Source organism: Bacillus sp. MT94 (genome assembly GCF_058792475.1).
Map to the genome: position 1 here is coordinate 256,860 of NZ_JBXAEZ010000004.1, position 26,675 is coordinate 283,534.

26 protein-coding genes are annotated in these 26,675 nt (G+C 35.0%); 6 read left to right on the forward strand and 20 right to left on the reverse strand.

Features of this window, described 5'->3' with window-relative positions:
* Positions 1-13: 13 nt before the first annotated feature.
* The 13 genes from AC1Q51_RS16535 to AC1Q51_RS16595 form a co-directional block, all read right to left on the reverse strand.
* Complete coding sequence (locus AC1Q51_RS16535) at positions 14-652, reverse strand: ATP-binding cassette domain-containing protein (RefSeq protein WP_029443606.1); 639 nt, start codon at positions 650-652, stop codon at positions 14-16.
* A 3-nt stretch (positions 653-655) separates the two neighbouring features.
* Positions 656-1,411, reverse strand: a complete 756-nt coding sequence (locus tag AC1Q51_RS16540; RefSeq protein ID WP_492331624.1) for a hypothetical protein — start codon at positions 1,409-1,411, stop codon at positions 656-658.
* A gap of 71 nt (positions 1,412-1,482) precedes the next feature.
* The gene (locus tag AC1Q51_RS16545) at positions 1,483-2,178 is read right to left on the reverse strand and encodes a hypothetical protein (protein WP_016513226.1); all 696 of its coding nucleotides are present in this window, start codon (positions 2,176-2,178) and stop codon (positions 1,483-1,485) included.
* On the reverse strand, positions 2,165-2,953 hold the full coding sequence (locus tag AC1Q51_RS16550) for a hypothetical protein (RefSeq protein WP_000120050.1): 789 nt from the start codon (positions 2,951-2,953) through the stop codon (positions 2,165-2,167). The genes AC1Q51_RS16545 and AC1Q51_RS16550 overlap by 14 nt, the downstream gene beginning before the upstream one ends.
* A gap of 31 nt (positions 2,954-2,984) precedes the next feature.
* On the reverse strand, positions 2,985-3,554 hold the full coding sequence (locus AC1Q51_RS16555; protein ID WP_001211060.1) for a hypothetical protein: 570 nt from the start codon (positions 3,552-3,554) through the stop codon (positions 2,985-2,987).
* A 117-nt stretch (positions 3,555-3,671) separates the two neighbouring features.
* Complete coding sequence (locus AC1Q51_RS16560; RefSeq protein ID WP_000023374.1) at positions 3,672-4,154, reverse strand: DUF2712 domain-containing protein; 483 nt, start codon at positions 4,152-4,154, stop codon at positions 3,672-3,674.
* A 271-nt stretch (positions 4,155-4,425) separates the two neighbouring features.
* Positions 4,426-4,968 (reverse strand): ribosome hibernation-promoting factor, HPF/YfiA family, encoded by a 543-nt coding sequence (hpf, locus tag AC1Q51_RS16565; protein WP_000671193.1) that lies wholly within the window; start codon positions 4,966-4,968, stop codon positions 4,426-4,428.
* 323 nt (positions 4,969-5,291) lie between these two features.
* Complete coding sequence (gene cspC / locus AC1Q51_RS16570) at positions 5,292-5,489, reverse strand: cold shock protein CspC (RefSeq protein ID WP_001990088.1); 198 nt, start codon at positions 5,487-5,489, stop codon at positions 5,292-5,294.
* A 126-nt stretch (positions 5,490-5,615) separates the two neighbouring features.
* Complete coding sequence (locus tag AC1Q51_RS16575; RefSeq protein ID WP_090978131.1) at positions 5,616-6,320, reverse strand: ComFC family protein; 705 nt, start codon at positions 6,318-6,320, stop codon at positions 5,616-5,618.
* Positions 6,320-7,669: an ATP-dependent helicase ComFA gene (comFA, locus tag AC1Q51_RS16580; RefSeq protein ID WP_090978133.1), complete on the reverse strand. Its 1,350-nt coding sequence runs from the start codon at positions 7,667-7,669 to the stop codon at positions 6,320-6,322. The genes AC1Q51_RS16575 and comFA overlap by 1 nt, the downstream gene beginning before the upstream one ends.
* A gap of 127 nt (positions 7,670-7,796) precedes the next feature.
* Positions 7,797-9,224 carry a C40 family peptidase gene (locus AC1Q51_RS16585; RefSeq protein WP_000499491.1) on the reverse strand — a complete coding sequence of 476 codons (1,428 nt, stop codon included), beginning with the start codon at positions 9,222-9,224 and terminating at the stop codon, positions 7,797-7,799.
* 148 nt (positions 9,225-9,372) lie between these two features.
* Positions 9,373-9,687: a winged helix-turn-helix transcriptional regulator gene (locus AC1Q51_RS16590; protein WP_000400857.1), complete on the reverse strand. Its 315-nt coding sequence runs from the start codon at positions 9,685-9,687 to the stop codon at positions 9,373-9,375.
* A gap of 172 nt (positions 9,688-9,859) precedes the next feature.
* On the reverse strand, positions 9,860-10,702 hold the full coding sequence (locus AC1Q51_RS16595) for a DegV family protein (protein ID WP_000684727.1): 843 nt from the start codon (positions 10,700-10,702) through the stop codon (positions 9,860-9,862).
* Between the two features lie 236 nt (positions 10,703-10,938).
* On the opposite strand from AC1Q51_RS16595, the gene AC1Q51_RS16600 reads away from it, so the two are divergent.
* Positions 10,939-11,574, forward strand: coding sequence for a YigZ family protein (locus AC1Q51_RS16600; RefSeq protein ID WP_000926670.1), 636 nt, complete (start codon positions 10,939-10,941; stop codon positions 11,572-11,574).
* A gap of 82 nt (positions 11,575-11,656) precedes the next feature.
* Positions 11,657-12,787: an LCP family protein gene (locus tag AC1Q51_RS16605; protein WP_000392801.1), complete on the forward strand. Its 1,131-nt coding sequence runs from the start codon at positions 11,657-11,659 to the stop codon at positions 12,785-12,787.
* Positions 12,788-12,824: 37 nt separating this feature from the next.
* On the opposite strand, the gene wecB is transcribed toward AC1Q51_RS16605, so the two are convergent.
* Positions 12,825-13,940 (reverse strand): non-hydrolyzing UDP-N-acetylglucosamine 2-epimerase, encoded by a 1,116-nt coding sequence (gene wecB / locus AC1Q51_RS16610; RefSeq protein WP_000140121.1) that lies wholly within the window; start codon positions 13,938-13,940, stop codon positions 12,825-12,827.
* 74 nt (positions 13,941-14,014) lie between these two features.
* A complete protein-coding gene (locus AC1Q51_RS16615; protein WP_492331604.1) occupies positions 14,015-15,340 on the reverse strand; it encodes a UDP-glucose dehydrogenase family protein in 1,326 nt (441 codons plus the stop codon).
* Positions 15,341-15,987: 647 nt separating this feature from the next.
* Here AC1Q51_RS16615 and tagO point away from each other — a divergent pair.
* The 3 genes from tagO to AC1Q51_RS16630 all read left to right on the forward strand — a co-directional run bounded on the left by tagO (position 15,988) and on the right by AC1Q51_RS16630 (position 20,765).
* A complete protein-coding gene (tagO, locus tag AC1Q51_RS16620) occupies positions 15,988-17,061 on the forward strand; it encodes a UDP-N-acetylglucosamine--undecaprenyl-phosphate N-acetylglucosaminephosphotransferase TagO (protein WP_000378306.1) in 1,074 nt (357 codons plus the stop codon).
* A gap of 186 nt (positions 17,062-17,247) precedes the next feature.
* Positions 17,248-17,985: a polysaccharide deacetylase family protein gene (locus tag AC1Q51_RS16625; protein ID WP_016513232.1), complete on the forward strand. Its 738-nt coding sequence runs from the start codon at positions 17,248-17,250 to the stop codon at positions 17,983-17,985.
* A gap of 104 nt (positions 17,986-18,089) precedes the next feature.
* Complete coding sequence (locus tag AC1Q51_RS16630; protein ID WP_000820950.1) at positions 18,090-20,765, forward strand: sigma-54-dependent transcriptional regulator; 2,676 nt, start codon at positions 18,090-18,092, stop codon at positions 20,763-20,765.
* Between the two features lie 184 nt (positions 20,766-20,949).
* Here the strand turns inward: AC1Q51_RS16630 and exsM are convergent, their stop codons facing one another.
* A complete protein-coding gene (exsM, locus tag AC1Q51_RS16635) occupies positions 20,950-21,363 on the reverse strand; it encodes an exosporium regulatory protein ExsM (protein ID WP_000207046.1) in 414 nt (137 codons plus the stop codon).
* Between the two features lie 188 nt (positions 21,364-21,551).
* Between exsM and AC1Q51_RS16640 the strand changes: the two genes are divergently transcribed.
* On the forward strand, positions 21,552-22,733 hold the full coding sequence (locus AC1Q51_RS16640; protein ID WP_098566819.1) for a chromate transporter: 1,182 nt from the start codon (positions 21,552-21,554) through the stop codon (positions 22,731-22,733).
* Positions 22,734-22,774: 41 nt separating this feature from the next.
* Here the strand turns inward: AC1Q51_RS16640 and chbG are convergent, their stop codons facing one another.
* The 4 genes from chbG to celB form a co-directional block, all read right to left on the reverse strand.
* Positions 22,775-23,479, reverse strand: coding sequence for a chitin disaccharide deacetylase (gene chbG / locus AC1Q51_RS16645; RefSeq protein WP_098566820.1), 705 nt, complete (start codon positions 23,477-23,479; stop codon positions 22,775-22,777).
* A gap of 49 nt (positions 23,480-23,528) precedes the next feature.
* Entirely contained in the window at positions 23,529-24,854 is a 1,326-nt protein-coding gene (gene celF, locus AC1Q51_RS16650; RefSeq protein WP_000145762.1) for a 6-phospho-beta-glucosidase, read from the reverse strand.
* A 3-nt stretch (positions 24,855-24,857) separates the two neighbouring features.
* The gene (locus AC1Q51_RS16655; RefSeq protein ID WP_000989050.1) at positions 24,858-25,181 is read right to left on the reverse strand and encodes a PTS lactose/cellobiose transporter subunit IIA; all 324 of its coding nucleotides are present in this window, start codon (positions 25,179-25,181) and stop codon (positions 24,858-24,860) included.
* Between the two features lie 182 nt (positions 25,182-25,363).
* Positions 25,364-26,671, reverse strand: coding sequence for a PTS cellobiose transporter subunit IIC (gene celB / locus AC1Q51_RS16660; protein ID WP_065229567.1), 1,308 nt, complete (start codon positions 26,669-26,671; stop codon positions 25,364-25,366).
* Between the last annotated feature and the right edge of the window lie 4 nt (positions 26,672-26,675).

The window sequence follows — 26,675 nt, forward strand, 5'->3', positions numbered from 1 at the left end:
TTTCTTGTCACTCTTAATCTACCAACTTTCCATTATTAACATGTACAATGCGATCTACTATACCATTATCCAGGACATGCACATCATGACTAGCTACTATAATAGTCGTTCCTTTAGATTTTTCTACTTCCAAAATATCTAAAACATCTTTTATCCCATCACTATCTAAAGCATTAGTTGGCTCGTCTAATAACAATAATTTTGGTTGTTCCATTAAAGCTTGCGCTATCCCTAAACGTTGTTTCATACCTAAAGAGTATCTTTTATACTTTCTCTTATCTGTTTTATCAAGTCCAACCCTCTGAATAATATTATAAATTTCCTCATCAGAGATTTTATTGTTAATCGATGATAAAAATTTCAAGTTCTGAAAACCAGTATACGCTGGAATAAAACTTGGATATTCAATCAATATCCCCATAGAATCAGGGAATTGCCTTTGTTTTCCAATTATTTCATTATCTACATAAACAACTCCAGAATTCAAACGCATTAACCCTGATATAGCGCGTAAAATCATCGTTTTACCAGAGCCATTATGCCCCTTCAAAACTAAAAATTCGCCTTTTTTTACTGACAAATTAATATTATCTAACACAATATTTCCTTTTAATCTTTTCGTCATACATTCACATTTAATATAATTGTCCATAAATTATTCACCTATCACATCTAGTTTTTTAAAACAAAAACTACCTAATAAAATCATTACAACAACAATTACTACCCCTATTAGGAGTAAATCATTCCATTGAATAGATTGATTATTACCTAAAGTCAATTGAATTGAACTGTGATCAACAAAATACCAACGATTTGGCATAACAAAAGAGCCTAAAAAATAAATACTATGAAAGAAAATAGACAAAAACAGGTACAACAACATTAGTACAAAAACAATAGTTATTGGTATATAAAACGTTAAAAACTCAAAAATCAAAGCTAATAAAAAGCTTATAATTATTTGAATTAGCATAGTACCTAATATTTTATAAGAAAATTGACTATATAAAGAACTCTCGCCAAAAGTAAGCAAATAGTACACCGTAAACCAAATAAAATACATAACAACCCAAATACAAACTATGTAAAAAAACAAAGATAGCATTTTCGTTAACCACAGAAAATGCTTCTTCTTAACACGAGGAAATAAATAAACACCATTCTGTTGAATATCTGAAAAAGCAAAATTCCCTACAAGCAACAAAGGAGTGATTTGAAAGAATATCCAATAAAAAGGAATAGAAAATCGCCCCTCCTTATAAAAATAAGATAAATCCACAAAGTCTACTCCATGAAAAAATCGATAAAAGGTAACATCTACTAATACAGATTCTTTACCCTTACTAAGAGGCTGATTGTATAAAAAAGCAATTGCAATAATAGCGTAAATTAAGAATAAAAAAGCCATTATCTTGATGGAATCTCGAAACCTTACATGTAAATCTCTTTTTAACAAATAATATAAGATCATAATGTAAACTAGATCACCTCTGTCTCATCATTCATAGAAATATAACTTTTTTTAGATAAAATCCATACACTTATAAAAAAGATAAAAAAACAGCCAAATAAGCGTATAAATAAACCAGTAGCATCTTCAAACACATTTATATAAAAAGCATTTGTAAATAAAAATCCATGTAATATAAATCTATCTAATAAAACAGCAGTAATCATACATATTATTACAAGTAAACTAGGTAAAAATAATTGCAATAAAGCACTTATCATACATATAAAAACACTCGCAAATAATTGAATGCAAAATAATAATGGATAATTTACATCAACACTAGTTATAGCCATCCTATTTGACATCAAAAACAACTGTAAAATCATACTCCCAGCAAAAAAGGAAACAAAAACGAATAACTTTATATAATATATGGAAACTAATTTCAATACATTATTCACTCTGTAAACAACATAAATACTAAAAAAATTCGACATAGAATATACAGAAAAAACAATTGTTAAAGGAATAAATATAGTCGACAAATTATAAAACGACATAACCTTATACAAAGTTTCCAATTCGTTCATTTTCTCTTTTACAATGCCCTGTTCAAAATAATTGAACAAGCAACCAATGATACTAACATTAAGTAAAAAGAGAATACTTAACCCAACATATTTCATCCTTATAGTTTCTTTCATTACATTATAAAAGAACATGCTTCCTACTCCCCCGTAAATAAAGAACTACAGAACAAAACCAAATACATAACAGGACACTAAGAAAGATTTGCAATTCAAAAAAGCCAAAATCTTTAATTAAATAATCTTTAGGATTGAGAATCCCTTTTCCAATACCAAGCCAAAAAATATGTAAAACAAATGGAACTAAATAAATAAAATAAACTCGTTTTATAAAAAACGAAATTGATAAAGCCAAACTCGAAAAAACCGCACCGTATAAACTATTTAAAAATACATACATTAGAAAATATAAAGTAGGATACTCATAATAAACCGTATTAAATTGAGCTGTTGGTGAAACAGTAGCCGCCATATAATTTAATATCGGATGCGGAGCAACTGTCGGATAAGTCATCGCATATAAATAAAAATGAAATAGTAAAGGGACACTTATAATAAAAAAAGATACTATAAAATTAATACAATAAAGTAATCTAAAATAATGACGCGTTCCCATCTTAGAAATGACAGGATAAATAAATCCATAATTTTTATCAATTCTATAAATCCCAGCTACAGCCATTGCAGAAATCATAGGAAATATAAGTAGATAAAATTCACTATAAAATGGTAGTCTATTAAAATGTAAAATGTTAGATAAATATGGAGATACCTTTATAATCCCAGCATCATTAAATCCTTTCGTTGTTACACACATAGCAATATATTGAGCAATGACAATTACTAACATAATAAATACAGACAACCAAAACATCCTACCTTTTAAAATCCTTCCTAAAAAGTAACTCATCTACAACTCCTCCATAAACCATTAATGAAATTTAAATCTTTTTTAATATGAAAAGTTGATCCGCAACACCATAACATTTATTTTCTTTATTTAACCAAATGTAACGAAAAGAAACATTTGCTCTCTCTCCTTCAAATTTAGGAAACTCAACTTCATACTGATAAACATCATTTGTACCTTTTCTTTTTACACTCTTAACTTCTTGTTTCCACTGAATTATTTTTCCATCAATTTGTTCAATCCGTCCCAAAAGATACGTTGGTTTTTTCTTATTCGTCACACCCGTTAAAAAAACATAATAATTTTCTGGTATAACTCCTGACTTTAATTTTTTATTTGAAAGCTTATCCTCTATTAAGCTATCATTTCTTTCTATTTGACCTTGAAAGAAATCATGACCATTTTCACTTTTTAAAAACACTTGTTCAACAATAGTATTTTTCTTAATTTCTTGTAACTGAATACTTTTCAAATTATCTTTTTCCGTTAAAGTATCTTCAATATTTACAATCGGTTCATCTACTTTCTTTTGACAAGAAACTAAGAAACTAATACTCAATATAAAAAAACAAACTAAAATATATCTTGAGATAAACCTCATTACAACTCCTCCTATTTTAAAAATGAAATAGCAGGAAAAGCCGTATAATCAAGACTCGGAACTATACGACTTTTTCTAGTACTACACAATAAATAATTTCAATTTATAATTTCTAAATCAATATTCAGTGTAAGGTCCACTCGGTCTTACACTATCAGGACTCCAAGCAGTAGGATAAGCATTATTTTCTCTAGAATAACCACCAAATCTCACAGGTACATTTTTCCCATAGTTTTCATATGCGTAATTTTGGAAAAGATACGTTTTACCTGGTTTCACCGTTCCTTCATGCTTACCCGACTCACCTGAAACATTTACCCAATCTCTATTACCTTTACCTTTATTTTTATCAGCTTCTGTCCAAACGTTAAAAGAACCACCGCCCTTCTCACTACTCTTTACACGCATATACATAGAAGTAGGTGTCTCTTTAGGACGTGCATTAGTAAAATCATATGCATTCCAAAGTCTAAAGGTAAATTCTACATGATCATCCTTTGTATCAGCCTTAGCAGGTTCGGTTAAAGCAAAAGTACTAGCTAAAATACCTAACGATAAAACAGATCCAAACATAAAACGACTTTTTTTCTTAATGCTCACTAAAAGCACCTCCGATAATTTGTAGCATTATATCGATTTTATTTTTTTACTAAAGAAACAAAGTAAATCTATATAATGCAATTTAAAGATAACAAAAGCAAAATACACTATCAATTGATTCCAGAAAACTTAATATTTTATTTACAATTATAAAATATTGTTAAATTAAACAAAATTAGTATACTCCTAACAAGTACATACTTATGGAGATAATCACATTCAAAATCTCAATACAAAAAAGCGCAGCCATTTCGGCTGCGCTTTTGAATTATTATTTAGTTTCGATTAAACCGTATTTCCCATCTTTACGGCCATATACAACATTAGTTTCATTTGTATCAGCATTTGTGAAGACGAAGAAATTATGTCCTAGCATATCCATTTGTAGGATCGCTTCTTCAACGTCCATCGGTTTTAAATCGAATCGTTTTGTACGTACAAGTTCTAATTCATCCTCTTCTACCGCATCCAGAACAGCTACTGCTTCTGGAAGGATAAAGTTCGTTTTCACAGAACCTTTCTCACGTAACTTACGATTTACCTTTGTTTTATGTTTACGAATTTGTCGCTCAAGTTTATCAACTACTAAATCGATAGCAGCGTACATATCGCTATTAGTTTCTTCTGCACGAAGTAATAAATCAGTAAATGGTATTGTTACCTCGACACGTTGCTTGTCAGAGTATACTTTTAAATTAACTTTAATCTCTGGGAATGTATCAAAATAACGCTCTAACTTACTTAGTTTTTTCTCTACATATTCCTTTAATGCTGGAGTTACTTCAATATTTTCACCACGAATGTTGAATTTCATAGATGAATTCCTCCTTTCAAGCCTATGTACTATAATTTCGACACTGGCTTAAAAACTCCTTCTAACTTTTTTAAAAAAATTAGTGGAATTGCGATTTTTTTATCGTTTTTTGTTGAAATGAAAAGATGCATCGTTTCTATCTTTATTTTATCCTATTAACATCGTGAATAACGAATATAACTGTGGACAATTCGTTACAGAAAAGAAACAACTTTTTGACAACTTACCCTATAACAAAAAACCCCTTGCGAAAAACAAGAGGTTCTACTACATATATATAACGTTGCCACAAACGCAGCTTTCTCTTCCCAAAACAATATCCCCTACAGTTTCACAACATTAGCTGCTTGTGGTCCACGTGCTCCATCTACAATGTCAAACTCTACTTGTTGCCCTTCTTCTAATGACTTATACCCATCTTGTTGAATAGCAGAAAAATGGACAAATACATCGTCACCATCTTCACGCTCAATAAACCCAAATCCCTTTTCTGCATTGAACCATTTCACTCTTCCTTGCATGTTCATTCCATTCCCTTCACTCTAAAAATCAGGGCATTCGCCCCATATTTTGACTATAACGAATGACAACATATGAAGTCAAAGAAGACTTATCGCCTTTTTATTATCCCTTTCGACACTGCCATATTAACTTCTACAAAGTGTCAAACTAGATACTTCCCTTGCCCCTCTTTCATATAACAAACTTCCGATTTGCCTAACTGTAATTCCAGTCGTATACACATCATCAACGAGTAAAATATGTTGCCCAGAAAACATCTCTTCTCCCTGAAAATAAAAAGGATTGCTTCCTGACACCCTTTCTTTACGTGTCTTCTTACTTTGCTTTTCTGTTTCCCTTCTTCTTAATGATGGATAAGAAATTTTGACAGGTAAACAAGTTGCTAATAACTCAGCTTGATTAAAACCACGTTCAACTGCCCTTTCCTTACTAAGCGGAACAGCGATAACGGTTGAAACATTAGCAAAATACTTTTGAAATAAACTTCGAAAAGGACGATAAAAAATGCGCACTAACTCTGCATCCCCCCGAAACTTAAACTGCGCTACTATTTCTTTCATCTCATCATCATACATATATAACGAACGGTTTTTAAAAGAACGATACTTCGCCTCTTTCATCCACCTTAGACAATCTATACAAATACCGTCTTCTTGAAATGAGGCAGGAACATATTCTAAAGGCCGCCCACACTCCATGCAAATTTCTCCTATAATATAGGAAAGTTTCTGCTCACATCTATCACATATATATTTTCTATGACACTTTACAAAAAAATTGTACCAACTAACCGTTTCTACAAAACACTCATCACAAAGTAAACAATGCATTAATCGATCAATCCTTGTTCTTTCGCATTTTTATTCATACCTTGAATATGTTTTTTCGCGCGCACCATCGCCTCTGTCTTACCATAGTGAAAATAAACGACCTCTCCATACGGTGCTTCAAAGCTCCGCCCTGCTCGGCCCGCAATTTGTACGAGTGCACTTTCTGAGAATATTTCTTCTTCCGCCCCTAAAACCGCTACTTGCAAATTTTTTACTGTTACGCCTCGCTCTAAAATTGTCGTTGTAACTAATAATGGGATTTCTCCTTTTCTGAAAGCCGCTACTTTTTCTTTTCTACCCGGATCTTCTGCATGTACACCTTCAATTCGCTTGTTTAATGACTTTAACAACAGGCTTATCTCTTCTATATATCGCACATGGGGAACAAATAAAAAAATAGGATATTTTTTATTTAAGTACGTTTGTAACCACTGTAGTAAAACTCGAGGAATTCTTTTATGAATGAGGCTTTTTTTCCAATTCCCGCACCAACAAAACAAAGGAACTGGCAAAGGATGACGGTGATATCGTCCAGAAACAATAACACCTTTTTGTTCACCTCTTCTAAATTTTCGCTTCCACGTTTCATCTGGAGTCGCAGTTAAATAAATACGCGCCGCTCTTTCTTTCATCGCTTGTTTTACCGCATACTGTAACATTTGATCTGCACAATATGGAAAAGCATCTATCTCATCTACAACCATGACATGAAACGCCCTATAATAACGCAATAATTGATGCGTGGTTGCAACGACTAGTACTGCATCTTTTTCTTTATCCACACTCCCTCCATATAAAGCCGCTACCTTTATATATGGAAATACTTCTTGTAATCTCGGTGCTAATTCCAGAACAACATCCGTTCGCGGCGTTGCGATACAAACTCTTTCTCCTTTTTGAAGCGCTTCGTTAATACCGTAAAACAACATCTCTGTTTTCCCAGCCCCGCATACAGCCCAAATAAAAAATGATTCTTTTCGCTTAATAGCCTCTATAACTCCTTGCGCCGCCAAATTCTGACCAGTAGACAACGTTCCGCTCCACCGTAACAAGTTTAAATTCTTTTCTCTCTTTCTTTCAGCAATCCCGCGAACAAGTAAAGCACATTCACTTACCCTCCCCATCGTTATACACTTCCGGCAATATGTGCACACTTTACTGCACCTTTTACATAAAAACGACGCAAATAGCCGCTGTTCTATATTTCCACAACGCTGACATACATATTTAGAAGCCTTCTTTTTTACACCTTGTACACACACGACCTCTCCCTTCTTTTTCAAATCATTTAATTCCCTCTGTAAATCTGAAGAAAGTTCGTCTAATAGCAACTGTTTCCCCGGTAGCATCGACAATCACCTCCAGCACTACTATAAACCCTTCTTCAAATCCCGTAAAAACTCAAAAAAGCCGATAACCTACTTATAAAATAGTAAGCTATCGACTTTATACACGTTTTTTATTCTTTTATAAATCCTAGAATCGACCGTAACCTAAGAAATGTTTTTGGTTATATGAGCTGTTAATATCACCGTACGCAATTCCTTTATCACTAGCATGAATCATTTGGCCATTACCAACGTAAATACCGATGTGAGATGGACCTGCTTTATAAGTACCTTGGAAGAATACTAAATCTCCTGGTTGTGGGCTACCTACTTTAGAAACTGAGTTCCAGTAACCTGCAACGTCTTGACGACCTACACCAAAAATGTAAGAAATGAATCCACTACAATCAAAACCACCGTTTGATGGAGATGCACTTCCCCAAACATATGGTAAACCTAAGTAGCTTTGCGCTTTACCAATTACGCCACCCACATTTGGAGCTGGCTTTTTCTCTTCTTGTTTAGGTGCTTCTTTCTTAGGCTCTTCTTTTTTTGGTTCCTCTTTTTTAGGTTCTTCTTTTTTAGGCTCTTCTTTTTGAGCTTGTCCACCATTGTTTGCTGGTGCAGCTTGCTCTGCAGGTGCTTGTGCTGGCTGAGCTTGCGCAGCTTTAGCAGCTTGCTCTGCTTGTTTTTGAGCAGCAGCTTCTTGTGCAGCTTTTGCTTGTGCTTCTTCTTCTGCAATACGTTGTAATTGTAACGCTTGTTTTTCAAGCTCTTTCAATTGACCTTCTGTACTTGTCATTGTAGTTACAACTGTATCCATTTTACCGCTTAAATCGTTTACCGCTGTTGCTTTTTTCTCTTTTTCAGCGTCAAGTTCTTTCTTAGCAGTTTCAATTTGAGTTTGTGCTTCTTTTAATTCTTTTTGTTTCTCTTTTACCGTTGCAACATCTTTTTTCACACTAGCTTGGTCTTCTTGCTGTGTTTTCATGATATCTTCATCAGACTCAAGAATTTTAGAGACAGAAGTTAAACGATCAACTAAATCTGCAACGTTTTTAGAGTTTACAAGAACTTCTGTTACAACGTTCGTATTTGGTTGTTCTTGAAGTGCAACTAAACGCTTTCTTAATAACTCTTCACGTTTTGCAATCTTCGTTTGTAATTCTGCAATATCTTTATTTTTCTTTTCAATTAATTGCTCAGTATCAGAAACTTTTTTCGTTGTTTCATCAAGCTTTGCAGCATTCTCTTGAACAGACTTATCTAAACCTTGAATTGTTTTGTTTAATTCATTCATTTGTTTTTGTAATTCATCACGTTCTTGTTGTTGTTTATGTAAAGTGTCATTTTGTGTATTAATTTGTGATTTCACGTCAGAAATTTTATCTTCTGCAAATACATTTGGTGTTAGCCCTGAAAACATTAACCCTGCAACTAATGCGCAAGATGCCATTTTTAGCTTTTTCATTTTATTTTTTACACCGCTTTCTTTTTTCTTTTTCCGTATATAACCTATAAAATTTATACCATAATTCGGGATTTTTTTTGCTAATGTTACGTTTTTGTAAAACAAATGTAATATTATATGTAGCTCTAGCGCAAAATTCGTATATTTTTGTATGTGTGTGTAGAAATTTATATAATTTTCTTACTTCTATAAACAAAGAAAAAACGTAAGGAATCCCTTACGTTTTATTAAATATACGAATACAAATGAAATGCTACTTCATCCATTTCTCAGCCCAATTTTGGACCTCATCCATAACACTTTCTAACGCTTTTCCCTTGTCAGTTAAGCCATACTCGATTCGAACTGGTACTTCTGGATAGACATTACGAACTACAATGCCCTCGCTTTCCAATTCCTTCAAACGCTCTGACAACATACGATCGCTCATATTTGGGATAATATCTGCGATTTCTCTAAAACGTTTCGACTCTTCAAGCAAAGATTTAATAATTAAGCCAGTCCACTTCTTACTAAGCAGAGTAAAAGCTGACTCAAACTTTGGACATAAACAAGAATTATGCTCCATATGTTTCACCTCTCTTCTATTATAATATAGTTTCTTGTAAAAAGTAAGTTATAAAACTTTCCTCATTATTTTATTTTACGTACATTTTACCATTTCCAAATATTAACTTGTCAACTAAACGTAACATACCCGTAAAAAAACCCTCTTAAAAAGAGAGCTTTTTATATCTTTATTACTTCGTATACCATCCAAGACCTAATGCACCTTCACCTAAGTGCGTACCAATTACAGCTCCAAAATAACCTGTACGAATTGTGACGTGAGGATATTTTGCTTCTAATTCTTTCTTCCATTCATTCGCTTCCTCTTCACGTTGCGCATGAATGATAACTGCTTCCATAGGTACACCTTTACTTGCTTGCTCATCAAAAATTTCAATGATACGTTTTAATGCTTTTTTACGTGTACGAATCTTTTCAAACGGAATAATGATTTTATCTCTAAAATATAAAACTGGCTTCACTTGTAACAGACTGCCGATGAAAGCTTGCGCGCTATTTAATCGACCACCACGTTGTAAATGATGTAAATCATCAACTACAAAATAGGCGTCCATCGTTTTCTTCATTTCATCAAAACGAGCAATAATCTCTTTTGGACTCTTTCCTTCACTTGCTAACCTTGCACCTTCACGCACATAAAATCCTTGTACTTCACAACTAATTTCAGAGTCATACGTGTATACATCAATACCCTCTACCATCTGTCCAGCTGTCGTTGATGTTTGATATGTACCACTAATTCCACTTGATAGGTGAATACTAATAACTGCATCATAATCTTTAGCTAGTTCTTCATATAGCTCAACAAACTTTCCGATTGCTGGTTGAGAAGTTTTTGGAAGTTCCTCTTGTTCACGTACTTTCACATAAAAATCATCTGCTGAAATTTCAGCTTCTTCTTGATAAGATTCTGTTCCAAACACAACGTTTAATGGAATCATATATATATTGAGTTCATCACGGATTTGCTTCGGTATATATGCTGTACTATCAGTAACAATAGCTATTTTCATTTTCGTACCTGCCTTATAAAAAGTTTTATTTCCTAATTTTACACGAAAACTACAAATGGTGCATCCATACAGGGAAATGCCGGTTGAAATTATACTCACCATCTCGACAAATTACAACAAAAAGATAAAATACTCACCAAAAACTTCAGCCTATTTAGAAAAAATGTTTGAATATAAAAAGGCTCGCTTTTAAAATGGAAAGTACTAGTCATTTTGATAGATAGGGGCGTATACAAGTGCTATTACAATATTTAACAATCAAAGACTACGGCGAACACGAAATCGTCATTCAAAAATCAAGATTTATTTGTTATATTAGCCGAGCAACGACTGAGGAAGAGGCTCAAGAATTTATACAAAAAATAAAAAAACAGCATTGGAATGCAACACATAATTGTTCCGCTTATTTAATTGGCGAACAAGATCATATTCAAAAAGCAAATGATGACGGCGAGCCTAGCGGTACAGCTGGCGTACCAATGCTAGAAGTACTAAAAAAACGTGGGCTAAAAGATACCGTCGTTGTCGTAACACGCTATTTTGGTGGCATTAAACTTGGCGCAGGTGGATTAATTCGTGCATATGGAAAGTGTACAAGCGAAGGCATTAATCATGTCGGTGTAGTCCAGCGAAAACTAATGCGTGTGATGCAAACCGAGATTGATTACACATTACTTGGCAAAGTAGAAAATGAATTACGTAATTCAAAATATGCCATTAAAGATATACATTATCTAGAAAATGTCACATTTGATACTTATGTAGAAGAAGACGGCAAACAAGCATTTACAAATTGGATGATTGAATTAACAAACGGGAAATGTACAATTACAGAAGGAGATATGTTGTACTTAGAACAAGATGTTATCTAAGCATAACTCTTTTATCACCTTCAAAGATTAATGTAGTGAATTACTTCCCTACAAATGAACTAACGAACTAAGGAGATTATATATGGAAGAACGTTATTATCATCTCCAAAATAGCAGAATAAAAAAGAAGCGAAGAAGGAAACTTTTCTTCTTCCTTATTTTCGCATTTTTATTTGGCAGCATAGGAGTTTATGTGTTAAATTCTTACTCTTCTCTTATGGGGATGTATAGTGGTTTTACTCGTGAAAAATCGGATTTAAGAAACAAAGATGTAGAAATTACAAAGGAACCTTTTACAATTCTCATTATGGGTATAGAAGATTATGCGACAGACGGTCAAAATGGTCGTACAGACTCATTAATGTTTGCAACAGTCAATCCGAAAACGCAAAAGATTTCACTTATGAGTATTCCTCGTGATTCTCGAGTTAAAATTGTTGGTAAAAATAAGGAAGACAAAATTAACGCTGCCCATGCTTACGGCGGAGAAGAAATGGCAATCAAAACTGTCGAAGGCTTTCTAAAAGTCCCTGTAGACCATTATCTTAAAATTGATTTCCAAGGCTTTAAAGGTATCGTTGATGCTGTCGGCGGCGTTACGGTTGACGTACCCTTCGATTTCTGGGAGCGCTCTGACGTAGATTACTACAAAAAAATTCAATTTAAGCAAGGACAGCAAAACTTAAACGGTGAAGAAGCACTTGCTTACGTCCGTATGCGAAAACAAGATCCAAATGGCGATTATGGTCGAGCTGCTAGACAAAGACAATTACTAGCCGCTGTTGCCCAAAAGTTAAACTCCACCTCTACTGTATTTAAAATTAAAGATTTAACAGCTGTCGTTGGAAAATATATAAAAACCGACATTCCTATTTCAGACGGACTTGCTCTTTACAATAAACTTTCTGGATTTGATCCTTCTACAATGCAAACGTTAAAGCTTGAAGGCGAAGACAAAAAGATAGGCGGTATTTATTACTTCCTTCCAGATCCAATCAGTGTAGAAACGGTGCGTAACGAAATTGAAAAAGAATTAGGGGAAAAAGCAAAAAATCCAACTACAAAAAACAACTCAAATCCTGATTCAAATTCAAGTTCTAATTCTAATTCTAACGAACAAGCAAAAAAAGAAACAAACCAAAATAAAACACCAACTGATCCGCCACCTTCTACAAATGCTCATGCAGAGTGGATTATGCGCAATCAGCCGTAACAAAAAGGCCCAATCTATCCGATTGGGCCTTTTTTATTTACTTATTAAAGTGTTGTAAAATCGCTTCTACAATGCGCTCTGATGCACGACCATCACCGTAAGGGTTAGATGCTTTCGCCATCTTATCATGAGCTTCTTTATCTGATAACAACTCATCTGCAAGACCAAAGATTGTCTCTTCGTCTGTTCCTGCTAATTTCAGCGTACCTGCTTCAATACCTTCAGGGCGCTCTGTTGTATCACGAAGAACAAGAACTGGTACCCCAAGTGATGGAGCTTCTTCTTGTACACCACCAGAATCCGTTAACATTAAGTATGAACGAGCTGCAACATTGTGGAAATCAATTACATCTAGCGGCTCAATTAAATGAATACGATTATGTTCACCTAAAATTTCATTTGCTATTTCACGAACAACAGGGTTCATATGAACAGGGTACACAACTTGTACATCTTCATGCTTATCAACAAGACGCTTAATTGCACGGAACATATTACGCATAGGTTCACCTAAGTTTTCACGACGGTGAGCTGTCATAAGTACAAGACGATCATTTCCAAGTTTCTCTAGTACAGGATGACTATATGTTTCTTTTACAGTCGTTTGCAACGCGTCAATCGCTGTATTTCCTGTGATGAAAATACGTGACTCATCTTTATTTTCCTTCTGTAAGTTCGTTGCTGATTTTGCTGTTGGTGAGAAATGAAGATCCGCCATTACGCCTGTTAATTGACGATTCATCTCTTCTGGGTATGGAGAATACTTATCCCACGTACGAAGGCCCGCCTCAACATGACCTACTGGAATTTGATTATAAAAAGCAGCTAAGCTTGCAATAAATGTTGTTGTTGTATCACCATGTACAAGTACAATATCCGGCTTCGCTTCTTTCATTACTTTATCCAAACCTTCTAAACCGCGTGTTGTAACATCAATTAAAGTTTGGCGGTCTTTCATGATATTTAAATCGAAATCTGGCGTAATTCCAAAGATATTTAATACTTGATCTAACATTTGGCGATGCTGTGCTGTTACAGTCACAATCGATTCAATTTTTTCTGGGTGTTTTTGCAACTCTAATACAAGAGGTGCCATTTTAATTGCTTCTGGACGTGTCCCGAAAATTGTCATTACTTTTAAACGTTCAGTCATGTGATTGCCTCTTTTCTTTCACTATTTACAGCTTCTATTATGACATATAAAAATATGGATGAGTACATCCCTTTTTAACGCATAATAGAAACATGTCTATTACAAATACTTCTTCTGCCAACTGAATAATAATCTATCTTTTGTTTCTTAACATCTTCATCAGTATAACAATTTCTCCCATCAAATAAAATAGGCTCTCTCATAAGTTGTACGTACTTTTCTAACGGATAAGTTTGAATATCTTCCCATTCTGTTACGATAAAAGCCGCACTCGCATCTCGAATCGATTCATCTATACATCTACTATATTGTATAGCATCTCCAAATATATTTTTCACATATTGAATTGCTTTTGGGTCGTACAGAACAATTTCTGCACCTATATTAAGTAATGCTTCTATTATAATAAGAGATGATGCCTCTCTAATATCATCCGTATTCGGTTTAAATGACGCGCCAAGAACTGCAATCCGCTTTTTATTCATGTTCATAACTTTTTTCGCTTTTTCAATCAATAGCAGCTGTTGCTTATTATTTACTTCAATAACCGCTTTTAACAAACGAAAATCATGAGCAACATTTCCCGCAATTTGCACCAGTGCTTTCGTATCTTTCGGGAAACATGATCCCCCATATCCAATGCCCGCATTTAAAAAAGATGCACCAATTCTCTTATCCATTCCCATCCCTTTGGCAACATCCAATACATTTGCGCCTACCTTCTCACATATATTTGAAATTTCATTAATGAAACTAATCTTTGTAGCTAAAAAGGCATTCGATGCGTATTTAATCATCTCTGCACTTTTAATATCTGTAACATACGTTTCTAAGCATAATTGGCTATACAAACTCTCTACTCTTCTTGCTACTTCCTCACTATCCGCTCCAATTACAATACGATCTCCATGAAAGAAATCATAAATACCTGAACCTTCACGCAAAAACTCTGGATTCGATACGATATGTACTGTATGCCTCCCTTTTAAATTCCCCTCAATCCATCCCTTCATTACATCATTTGTACCTACTGGAACTGTACTTTTCGTAACAACAATAATATCGTTTGTCGCATATAATCCAATATCTTTACAAGCACTCTGAATATACGTTAAATCCGCCGTCCCATCTAATAAAGATGGTGTTCCAACTGCAATAAATATAAACTCTACATCATCAAATGCCTCTTCTTTATTTGATGTAAAAGTTAAAGCATTATTCTCATATGCATAATTTATTAATTCATGTAATCTAACCTCATAAATAGGTAAATCCCCTTGTTTTATCCGTTCAATTTTTTCATCATCTATATCAAAACATGTAACTGAATGCCCCAACTTTGCCAATCCTACTCCTGTAATCAATCCAACATATCCAGTACCTATTATCGTAATTTTCATTTCCTTTTCGCACAGGAATTTACAATAGAAAAGATATGAAATACAGAATTCTCCCTGTGCTTCCCCCTCTCACATTAAAAATGAGAAAACCCTTTTCCTTCTTCATTATATGAATTACTTCCCTCATTCTTTTTAAAGTTTTTGTAAAATTAAATGCACTATAATATAAAGTGAAACTTTAATCAGTGGGGCTTTTACGGGCAGTTGATCCCCACCTAACTTCTTTGCTTCGCTGAATTTTGAGGTGGGGGTCTTACTGTCCGTTAATGCGGGATAAAGTAAAACTTTAATTAGTAGGAACGGGGCTACTAGTTGACGCGAGATAAATTCCCACATTTTAACATGAAACTTACTCATTTCTACGTGTAACACTTATAATACTGAACTAAAAGTATTCACTATCGAAGAAAAAAAGGAAATGTCATATTCCAAAGTCCAGTACGATTAACCTTCTCATATGATGCAACATTCTATATACAATTGTCATATATTCTATCCGCTTCCATTAACCGTAAAGAGAAAAAAAGATTGAATTCTAATCTTTTTGTGATACCATATGTTATGAGCCTGTAAATAAACATCATAATTTTCAGATAAATATATCTTCAAAAAAAAAATTACGTTAGAATATAAAGGGTGGGGTATTAATGGACTCACAAGTGATTTATGCCATTTTGGCATCTTTCATCACTGTACTCGTCGTTACTCCTTTAGTTATTAAATTAGCTTTTAAAATAGGAGCGACAGATAAGCCAAACGCACGTAAAGTGCACCAAAAGATTATGCCACGTCTTGGCGGGTTAGCAATATTTATTGGTGTAGCTGTAGGATTTGTTGTCGGCGGCTTATATGAGCAAAGAATGTTATCGATAACACTAGGTGCGATTATCATTGTAATCATCGGAATTTTAGATGATATGTACGAGTTATCTGCAAAAGTAAAATTCGGTGGACAACTGTTAGTTGCCATTATGATTGTAAAAAGTGGATTATTAGTGCAAGTATTATATATCCCATTCCTTGGGGATACTGAACTTGGATGGCTTGCTTATCCAATTACAGTATTTTGGCTTGTAGGTATTACGAATGCAATCAACTTAATTGACGGATTAGATGGATTATCTGCTGGTATTTCATCTATCGTACTTGCAACGCTAGCATATATGGCCTTCACTAGCCCATGGGGTACTGGAACAGCTATTATCTTGCCACTCGCATTAATTATATTAGCAAGTACAATTGGATTTTTATTCTTCAACTTCCATCCAGCAAAAATTTTCATGGGAGATACAGGAGCACTATTTTTAGGATACTGTATTTCTGTTATATCGTTACTTGGATTATACAAAAGTGTAACGTTATTCAGTTTTATCGTTCCAATTATCATTTTAGGTGTACCTATATTTGATACGATATTTGCAATCATCCGTCGTATCGTAAATAAAAAACCTATTTCAGCACCAGATAAATCGCATTTACATCACCGCTTACTTGCAATGGGATTCTCTCATCGTAAAACGGTACTAATTATATACGCATTCGGTATTTTCTTTAGTGTAAATGCCATTATTTTCACTAGTGCAACGTTATGGTTATCCATTATTCTTCTTTTCGCTTTGATTTTCTTCACAGAAATCATTGCTGAAATAATCGGTCTTGTACATGAACGTTACAAACCACTTATTTCCTTTTATAAAAAAGTGAAAAAACGCGAAGACTAATTGTAGTATAGCCTTTACCATTATGAAATATTCAAATAGCATCCTTTAGGATGCTATTTTTTATTCCTTATTTTATATTTCCAAAATATAGATTGTTTGAGAGTTCCTCTATTGGAGAAAGATATACATAATAAGAAAAGTATCAAGTTTTTTTACATCTTGATTGTCAAACTGAGGGTGAATGTTATGATCAAGCGAGTATTTCAATGTATTATTTTATTCTTAACAATTACTATGTACGCATCATCTAATACTGAAGCAACAACCGTTATTCCTGCTGAACATCATCCAAATACTGAAACAACTTCTCCTACACAAAAAATTGCGTACTTAACATTTGATGACGGTCCAAACAAATATACTACACAAATTTTAAACATCTTAAAAGAAAAGAACGGAAAAGCAACTTTCTTTGTTATTGGCGGAAAAGTGCCGCATTACAGAAAAACGATGCAACGATTAATTAAAGAAGGACATTATATCGGGCTCCATAGCATGTCACATGATGTAAAACGCCTTTACACTGGTGACCCTTCCACTTTAATTGCAGAAATGGAACAAACACAAAGCATTGTCCAGCAAGTTACGAAATTAAATACACATCTCGTTCGCGTTCCATATGGTAGTATGCCTTACTTAAAAAAGAATTACCGTGACGCACTTGTATCAGCCCAGTATAAAATGTGGGATTGGACGATCGATACTTATGACTGGAAAAGCTATGATAATCCTTCTGCCATACTCGAAAGAGTGCGTAATCAAAGTGATGAACAAGTCGAAGTTATTTTAATGCATGATTCGAGTGTGACCGTACAAATACTGCCAAAAGTAATTGATTATTTACAGTCACAAGGATACAAACTTCTTCCCTATAATCCATCTTCTCATCTCGAGGTAAATTTTTGGAAAGACACAAGATTGTAACAGCTTTAGTACTTCTAGACTAAAGCTGTTTTATTTTTCTCTTCCCACCCTTCCCATTTTTGTGTAAACTTTTAAATAGTGATGAAGTTTCGAGGTGAATGGAAATGAAACGAATAGATCTCATTTTTAATGCAATACAAGAAGGAAATTATACAGAAGGTGTAACCGCATCAGAACTCGCTACATTTCTACAACTAGATCGCGCCAATGTAAGTAGCGACTTAAACAAACTTGTAAAAGATAAACGGTTATTAAAAACAAATACGCGACCTGTTCGTTTTTACATAGAAACGAACACTTCGTTGGAAACGCATTCAAAAGACATAACTTCATTAGATACATTTGCAATTGAAAATACGAGCCTTAAAATCGCAATTGAAAAAGCGAAAGCTTCTATTCTCTACCCTCCAAACGGTATGCATACTTTACTACTGGGAGAAACAGGGGTCGGAAAGTCTATGTTTGCTTCTTTAATGCACGAATATGCAATTGAAGTTGAACAGCTTCCCAAAAATGCACCATTTATCGTCTTTAACTGTGCTGATTACGCAAACAATCCACAACTACTACTTGGACAGTTATTTGGGATTAAAAAAGGAGCTTACACAGGAGCAAGTGATCAAAAAGGGTTAATTGAAAAAGCACATGAAGGAATTCTTTTCTTAGATGAAGTACATCGCCTACCTCCAGAGGGACAAGAAATGCTTTTCACCTTTATTGACCGCGGAGTGTACCGCCGCCTTGGAGAAACAGAGAACGAACGTAAAGCACAAGTATTAATCATTACTGCAACAACAGAAGAACCAAATTCCTTTTTATTAAAAACATTTACAAGACGTATACCGATGACTGTTACGCTGCCACCACTTCGTGAGCGTACACATAAAGAGCGCTTTGCTTTACTACAGCTATTTTTCACAAATGAAGCAATTCGTCTGCGAAAAGACATTCACGTTAGCCCAAATGCAATGCGTGCTTTCGTCTTTTACAATTGTCCCAATAACATTGGTCAATTAAAAACAGATGTTCAAATTGCCTGTGCGAAAGCCTATTCTGATTTGGTCACAAAGAAACGTGATTCTGTCTATGTTTCAAGTACAGATTTACCTTGGTATATGAAAGAAGGGTTGTTCATTGAAAGGAAGAGCCGTCACTTATACCAAATACCAAATGAAACATTTGTATTTACAGGTGAGGAAGGTTGGAGTAATCATAAAACAGAAGATGAAAAACGATCTTCTATTTACGATTATATTGACTATAAATACGAAGAACTTCAAGCACGTGGTATTGAAGAGGAAGAATTAGAATTACTAATAGAAAATGATGTTCAAAGCTTTTTCGTACAATATTTTAACCAAATATCAAAAAAAACAAGCCATGAAAATGTTTTTAAAATTGTGGATCGTAATATCGTTTCCGTATGTGAAAAAATAGCGGAACTTGCTGAAAAGCATTTATCTAAGACGTTTGATGAAAAAGTATTTCTCGCTTTAAGTTTACATGTACAGACAACTCTACAACGTTTACAAAGCGGAAAACAAATACATCACCCACAATTAAATCAAATTCGTACGAAATATAAAGAAGCTTTTTCCGTAGCTATGCAATGCATTCAACTACTGGAGGAAGAATTACAAATAACAATGCCTATTGATGAAGCTGGCTTTTTAACAATGTTCTTCGTTGTTGATCCAATTCCTGCCTCACAAACAGAAGTAAAAGTATTAATATTAGCACACGGTAATGGCATCGCAACTGAAATGGCAAACGTTGCAAACGAACTTCTCGGCATTGAGGAAGTAACCGGTATTGATATGCCGTTACACGAATCACCGAAAGATTTCTTGGAACGTGTGAAAGTGTATATGAAAACACTACAAAATGTAAATGGGCTTCTCTTACTTGTCGATATGGGGTCACTTGCTTATATCGGTGACATATTAGAAACGGAGTTCAAAATCCCTGTACGTGTTCTCTCGATGACGAGCACACCACATGCACTAGAAGCAGCTCGAAAAGCTCAGCTCGGTTATTCATTAGATGCGCTATATGAAACAGTAAAAAATTTAACACCATTTTACTTAAACGTACAAGAAGAAAAGAAAAAACCTCTCTCTCCAATGAAATCTGTTATTTTAACAGCTTGTTTAACTGGTGAAGGAAGTGCTTTAGCTATTCAAAAAATGTTAGAGAACTATTTACGATTTGATAAAGACTTAATTGAAATTATTCCGATTAGTATCGTCCATGAAAAAGATTTAACGAAAATGATCGAGAACATAAAAAAAGAGCGTAACATCATTTGTATCGTTACGAATTTCGATGTGCAAGTACCATGCTTAACATATCATTTCCAAGACATCGTAAACTACACAGCGATTCAGCCCATTCAAGAATTAATTACGTATGAAGAAACATATGCAAAAATGGCGGATATTCTTGAACAACAAATGCAGCGTAACGATGGGGCATTACTTATTAAAACAATTCGTTACGCATTAAATACAATTCAGGAATTAATTTCCTTACAGCTAACTCCTGATAGCTTAATGGGTGTTATTCTGCATATGAGCTGTATGGTTGACCGTCTTCAAAAAGGAGAAAGCCTTCTTCCTCACCCTGATAAAGAGAAAAGAAGACAAGATGAATACTGGATGTATATGAAAGTAAAAAAAGCATTGCAACCAATTGAAAATACATTTGAAATACAAATACCTGATGACGAAGTATTTTACGTTATGGACTTCTTTATTAAAAATCAACCTGTGAAAAATTAATCGAGGCAATTTTTAAAAATATCGACCGTAACGCAAGTTATATCAGCGATTATTGAAATATATCGGCGTAACGCGAGTTATATCAGCGATTTTCAAAATATATCGATTTACCGACAATAATCGCTAAAACTAGCACCTTATATAATGAGAAAAGGCTGTTCCAACATATGGACAGCCTTTTCCTCTACTTCTTTACTTTTCTAACTCGCCCTCTTATTTCTCCTCTTTTTTGTGATTTCGTATGAACATTAACATATACGTTTGCTTGAATAATTTCTTGAAGTAAATGTACAAATGATTTCCCTTGTAAAGGTCCCTCAAAATCCTCCACATTCACTACACCAGTAATACTTCCCTCGTTCAAGCTAATCCCTTGCTCCAGTGGACCATACAAATATAAAACAACAGGACCAATTTGAGTAGACTTCCCTAAATGAATTTGACACGATGTAACCTTTTCTATATTTTTTAGTATTACTCTGTAATGCAATTTCGTTAAATCATCACTAAAAATAAACTCTGCTACCCCAAAAGCTTCTGTATTTACAGGAGGCACTTCCCTCTTACCTGTTAACCTGGCAAAGAAATGTGTTGTCATAAGGCATTCTCCTTATATAAATTTCCCAGCACTACTTCTACTACTTTATGGTTTAGACATAATCATTTATGACTTTTTCAATTTTAATTACAAAGAAAAGATTCACAAAATCTTTACATTAGATTTGTTCCTTTTGCTTTACCACTTCTTGTATAATGCACATAGCAAAAACATTCTAGGAGGTTATTTTGAAAAAAAACAAACACACCTTTCACGCATTATTAGAGATTTTTCTCGTCTCATTTAAATTAGGACTTACTTCATTCGGCGGTCCTGTCGCTCATCTCGGCTATTTTCACCACGAATACGTGCAAAAAAGAAAATGGATGGATGAACGAAGCTATGGAGATTTAGTAGCGCTATGTCAATTCCTTCCTGGTCCTGCCAGCAGTCAAGTCGGTATGGGGGTTGGATTATTAAGAGGTGGGCTTTTAGGAGCTATTATTTCATGGATTGGATTCACTTTACCGTCTGTCCTTGTTTTAGTTTTCTTCGCCTCATTCCTTAATCAGTTCGATCTTGGGAGTGCTGGCTGGATTCATGGACTAAAACTTGTAGCAGTCGCTATTGTCGCTCACGCCATATGGGGAATGGCGCAAAAGTTAACTCCAGATCGCAACCGTGCGACGATTGCGATTGTAACTGCCGCAATCGCCTTATTATGGCCAAGTAGCTGGACGCAAGTGATCCTCATTATAATATGTGGCTTTATCGGCTGGTTTTTATATCGCAACCAACCAATTAGCCAATCTCAACATATAAAAGTACCTATTTCAAAAAAGATAGCAGTTTCTTGTCTCGTCTTATTCTTTGGACTATTACTACTGCTACCAATATTAAGACCTTTCTCTTATTACATCGCTTTATTTGATAGTTTCTATCGCTCTGGCGCACTTGTATTTGGAGGAGGACACATCGTGCTGCCCCTTCTTGAAGGTGAGTTCGTACAAAACGGCATGATGACGAAAGAACAGTTCCTAGCTGGATACGGATTAACACAAGCAGTACCAGGACCACTATTTACATTCGCCTCGTATATAGGAGCAGTGTTAAACGGGACGCTTGGGGCAATACTCGCAACAATTGCGATTTTCCTCCCTGCTTTCTTACTCGTTATTGGTGTTTTACCATTTTGGAACAGTGTGAGAAAAATATCATTCATACAAGGCGCACTACTTGGAGTCAATGCAGCTGTTGTCGGTATTTTAATTGCCGCTTTTTACGATCCCATTTGGACGAGTACAATTATAAATGCTTCAGATTTCGTTTTCGCTTCGCTTCTTTTTTGCTTACTAGCTTTTTGGAACACACCACCTTGGGTTATCGTTATACTCGGAGCCTTTGGCGGATATATTCTGTCCATTTTATAAATAGAAAAAACGACGGCATGATGTAGCCGTCGTTTTTTCTATTAGAACCTCACAAGCTCTATTCCTTCTGGCAACTCACTCTCTGTTAAAATACGCAATTCCTTCACACGATCCATTACGTAAGAAGAACGCTTCACAAGCTCTGGATCAATATAAGCTGGATGAACCATAATTTCTACCGTTTGTTCACCTTGTACTCTTTCTTTTAACTTCACAAAGTAATCTTCCGTCACACCATCCGCATAAAAGTCACTGTAAAACACATCAGAAAATGGATGCACCGCTCTATCTTCCTCACAACGACGAATCGGAACATTATATTTAGCCGCTAATCTCTCAAGAACATCATGTAAAATCGGTAAACCATGCACATGATGATGACTATCTAAATGAGTTGGTGTTAATCCGTAAGATAAAAACTTCTCAATTTGAGCAGTCCATTCTCTCTCAACTTCTTCTGGATTTATATTCCCTTCCCTTACAACACTTTGTTTATGAAACGATCCGTTTCCCCCTACGAGTGACGGTACATCCTTTAACAGTGGTTCTCCTGCCGTTAATACGAGATGTACGCCTACTCCGAGTAGGTTATACTCTTTCGCTAAGCGTACCGCATGCTCTGTTCCTGGCATATTCATCATCATCGTCGTTGAATTTACAAGTCCATTTATATGCCCATCAATAATGCCGTAATTTGTACCTTCTGTAAGACCGAAATCATCTGCATTTACAATTAACTTAATCATCCTAATACCTCCTAATAGAATAAAAAAAGCGGGCTAAATAGCGCCGCTTTTACTTCTCTACCTTTTTAAAGAACTGTGGAAGATATTCTTTATGTGCTTCCAACATTTCATCTAAAATTTGTTTTGCAACTTTATCTGATGGTACAAGTGGATTGATTGTCATAGCAAGCAGCGCCTTATGATAATCCCCTGTAACAGCAGCTTCAATTGTTGTGCGCTCGAATGATTTAATTTGTTGTACTAAACCGCGAACTGGTACTGGAAGATCTCCCACTGCAATTGGTTTTGGACCTTCTTTCGTAATAATACAGTTCACTTCAACAGCAGAATCATGTGGTAAGCTTGCAATTGTTCCGTTGTTTCGTGTATTAACAGGCTGGATATCACCTTTATTATTGTAAATAGACGTAATTAAGCTACATGCTGCATCACTATAATAAGCTCCGCCACGTTTTTCTAATTGTGGTGGTTTAATATCTAAGTTCGGGTCTTTATATAACTCAAATAAATCATTTTCTAATTGTTTTACTACTTCTGCACGTGTACCTTTTTCAACAGAAGCTTCTTTCTCTTCTTCTAACATTTCACGTGTTTTGTAGTAATAACGATGGTATGGACATGGAATCGCACGAAGTCCTCGAATAAAGTCTGGCTCCCAGTTAAGCGCTGCGATATTTTCCATCGTAATTTGTTTTTCTGGATCTGTCACAAGCTCTAACACACGGTCCATTACACTTACACCATCTAAGTATACATCTAGTCCGTATACCATATGATTTAAACCTGCGAAATCAACGTGAACACGACTCGCATCTACTTCAAGTAATCTTGCAAGACCCATACGAATTCCGATTGGAACGTTACATAGACCAACTACTCTTTGAATATTTGTATAACGAAGGACAGCCTCTGTTACCATACCAGCTGGATTTGCAAAGTTAATTAACCATGCATTCGGACAGAGCTCCTCCATATCCTTACAAATATCTAAAATAACAGGAATCGTTCTCAACGCTTTGAATAAACCACCAGGACCATTCGTTTCCTGACCGATTACATCATACTTTAACGGAATTGCTTCATCTTTTGCACGTGCTTCTAATAAACCAACGCGAAGTTGTGTTGTTACGAAGTCAGCATCTTTTAATGCTTCACGGCGATCAAGTGTTAAATGTACCTCGATTGGTAAGCCTGATTTTTTCACCATACGTTTCGCTAAGTTACCAACGATTTCTAACTTTTCTTTTCCTGCCTCAATATCTACTAACCAAATTTCACGAACAGGAAGCTCATCATAACGCTTAATAAATCCTTCAATTAACTCTGGTGTATAACTAGATCCACCGCCGATTGTAGCAATTTTAATTCCAGTCATGCTTTATTCCCCTTTCGCTTCAAGCTTTTTATAAAGATCGATAAACTCTGCTGCTAATTCTTTCACTGTAATCGCATTCATTAAATGATCTTGTGCGTGAATTAAAAGAACACTAATCTCTGTTTTTTCTCCTCTTGCTTCTGATTGTATGAGCTCTGTTTGGAAATGATGCGCTTCATTAATCGCTTCTTTCGCCTTTACCATCGCTTCATCTGCTTCTGCCATTTTCCCCTGTTTGGCAAATTGAAGTGCCTCCATCGCAAAGCTTCGTGCGTTACCACTATTTAAAATCAATTGGAATGGAATTTGTTCTGCTGTAGTCATCATAATTACCGCCCTCTCTATAAGGTTCAACCGATTTAAATACCCCTTCAGTTTGAACATGTCTATTAAAGTATGAATTTATTAATGATAGTTTAGTGTTCATATAGATGTTTTTCATCTTTTTGAACATGATATAAAGGTAATTGTTCTCACAGACACCGTTGTCTGCGAGAACAATCTCTATGTTACATAGGTACAGAGTTGTTGTTTCCTTGCGCTGCTTCTTTTTCAGTACGAACAACTGAACGGTCACATAATACAACGAATGGATAATAGATTACCATCGCAATTACAAAGTTGAATAACTGTAGAATTGCACCTGAAAGATGTCCACCTGTTACAAGATAACCACTAATAATTGGTGGTGTTGCCCATGGGATCATCGCAACTGTTTTTGGTACCCAGCCAATAGATATAGCTGTATAAGAAGTGATTACTAATACAATTGGTGTTATGATAAACGGTAAGAATAAAACTGGATTTAAAATAATTGGTGTACCAAATATTACCGGTTCATTAATATTGAATGCACCTGGTCCAATCGATAAGCGAGATACACCGCGTAACTGTGCACTTTTTGCTACAAGTAATACCACTACCAAGAATGCTAATGTTGCACCAGAACCACCAAGATATACGAAAGTATCAAAGAATGGTTTTGTAATAATGTTTGGAACATCAAATGCAGATGTACCACCTTGGAATAACTTCATGTTTTTCTCTAATGCCGGTAAGTATAATGGCTCAATAATACCACCAACGATATTTGGACCATGTAAGCCGAAGAACCAAAGAAGATGAACAAGGAGTACAATGACAATTGCACTTGGTAATGTCCCTGCTAAACTTTGTAGTGGTGATTGAATCGTATTAAAGATAAATTCATGAACACTTGTACCAGCTAATTTCACTGCTAATTGAATACCTGCAACTACTGTTAAGATAACAAATGCTGGAACTATAGCTGCGAAAGATCTTAAAACTGCTGGTGGTACTCCATCAGGCATTTTAAAAGTAATGTTTCTTTGTACAAAGAAACGGAATACTTCAGTAACAAGGAGTGCCACGATAATTGCTACAAATAACCCTTGTGCACCTGTCCAAGCTAAGTTCAATCCGCCTTCTTTCGGTGTTGTTGGCGTAAGAATAATTAACGCACCAAATGAAATAATACCTGCTGACAAACCATCAACGCCGTAAGATTTTGCTAAGTTATAACTTGTTGTAAATGCTATGATTAGTGCTAGAATCGCGAAAGAACCAGTCCACATTCCACCGCCGACTTGTTTCCACGTTTCACCAAACATACCTTTCATGAAATCTTGGAAAGCTTCAGACGGAAAACCATTAATTAGTGATGCCAGTGCACCAACTAAAATAAGTGGCATAACTGCAATAAATCCGTCACGGATTGCAGCTAAGTGACGTTGCGATCCGATTTTACCAGCAACAGGAACAATATATTTCTCCATAAATGCAATAAACTTTTGCATTTTG

Excerpts from the sequence above, each read along its gene's own strand:
- AC1Q51_RS16545 (WP_016513226.1), bottom strand. The coding sequence starts at position 2,178 with ATGTTCTTTTATAATGTAATGAAAGAAACTATAAGGATGAAATATGTT.
- AC1Q51_RS16550 (WP_000120050.1), bottom strand. The coding sequence starts at position 2,953 with ATGAGTTACTTTTTAGGAAGGATTTTAAAAGGTAGGATGTTTTGGTTG.
- AC1Q51_RS16575 (WP_090978131.1), bottom strand. The coding sequence starts at position 6,320 with ATGCATTGTTTACTTTGTGATGAGTGTTTTGTAGAAACGGTTAGTTGG.
- exsM (WP_000207046.1), bottom strand. The coding sequence starts at position 21,363 with ATGACAACACATTTCTTTGCCAGGTTAACAGGTAAGAGGGAAGTGCCT.
- hpf (WP_000671193.1), bottom strand. The coding sequence starts at position 4,968 with ATGAAATTCAACATTCGTGGTGAAAATATTGAAGTAACTCCAGCATTA.
- AC1Q51_RS16655 (WP_000989050.1), bottom strand. The coding sequence starts at position 25,181 with ATGATGACTACAGCAGAACAAATTCCATTCCAATTGATTTTAAATAGT.
- AC1Q51_RS16540 (WP_492331624.1), bottom strand. The coding sequence starts at position 1,411 with ATGGCTTTTTTATTCTTAATTTACGCTATTATTGCAATTGCTTTTTTA.
- AC1Q51_RS16535 (WP_029443606.1), bottom strand. The coding sequence starts at position 652 with ATGGACAATTATATTAAATGTGAATGTATGACGAAAAGATTAAAAGGA.
- celF (WP_000145762.1), bottom strand. The coding sequence starts at position 24,854 with ATGACTGGAATTAAAATTGCTACAATCGGCGGTGGATCTAGTTATACA.
- comFA (WP_090978133.1), bottom strand. The coding sequence starts at position 7,669 with ATGCTACCGGGGAAACAGTTGCTATTAGACGAACTTTCTTCAGATTTA.
- AC1Q51_RS16595 (WP_000684727.1), bottom strand. The coding sequence starts at position 10,702 with ATGAAAATAGCTATTGTTACTGATAGTACAGCATATATACCGAAGCAA.
- wecB (WP_000140121.1), bottom strand. The coding sequence starts at position 13,940 with ATGACTGAACGTTTAAAAGTAATGACAATTTTCGGGACACGTCCAGAA.
- AC1Q51_RS16605 (WP_000392801.1), top strand. The coding sequence starts at position 11,657 with ATGGAAGAACGTTATTATCATCTCCAAAATAGCAGAATAAAAAAGAAG.
- AC1Q51_RS16625 (WP_016513232.1), top strand. The coding sequence starts at position 17,248 with ATGATCAAGCGAGTATTTCAATGTATTATTTTATTCTTAACAATTACT.
- chbG (WP_098566820.1), bottom strand. The coding sequence starts at position 23,479 with ATGATTAAGTTAATTGTAAATGCAGATGATTTCGGTCTTACAGAAGGT.
- AC1Q51_RS16630 (WP_000820950.1), top strand. The coding sequence starts at position 18,090 with ATGAAACGAATAGATCTCATTTTTAATGCAATACAAGAAGGAAATTAT.
- AC1Q51_RS16615 (WP_492331604.1), bottom strand. The coding sequence starts at position 15,340 with ATGAAAATTACGATAATAGGTACTGGATATGTTGGATTGATTACAGGA.
- AC1Q51_RS16555 (WP_001211060.1), bottom strand. The coding sequence starts at position 3,554 with ATGAGGTTTATCTCAAGATATATTTTAGTTTGTTTTTTTATATTGAGT.
- cspC (WP_001990088.1), bottom strand. The coding sequence starts at position 5,489 with ATGCAAGGAAGAGTGAAATGGTTCAATGCAGAAAAGGGATTTGGGTTT.
- celB (WP_065229567.1), bottom strand. The coding sequence starts at position 26,671 with ATGCAAAAGTTTATTGCATTTATGGAGAAATATATTGTTCCTGTTGCT.
- tagO (WP_000378306.1), top strand. The coding sequence starts at position 15,988 with ATGGACTCACAAGTGATTTATGCCATTTTGGCATCTTTCATCACTGTA.
- AC1Q51_RS16590 (WP_000400857.1), bottom strand. The coding sequence starts at position 9,687 with ATGGAGCATAATTCTTGTTTATGTCCAAAGTTTGAGTCAGCTTTTACT.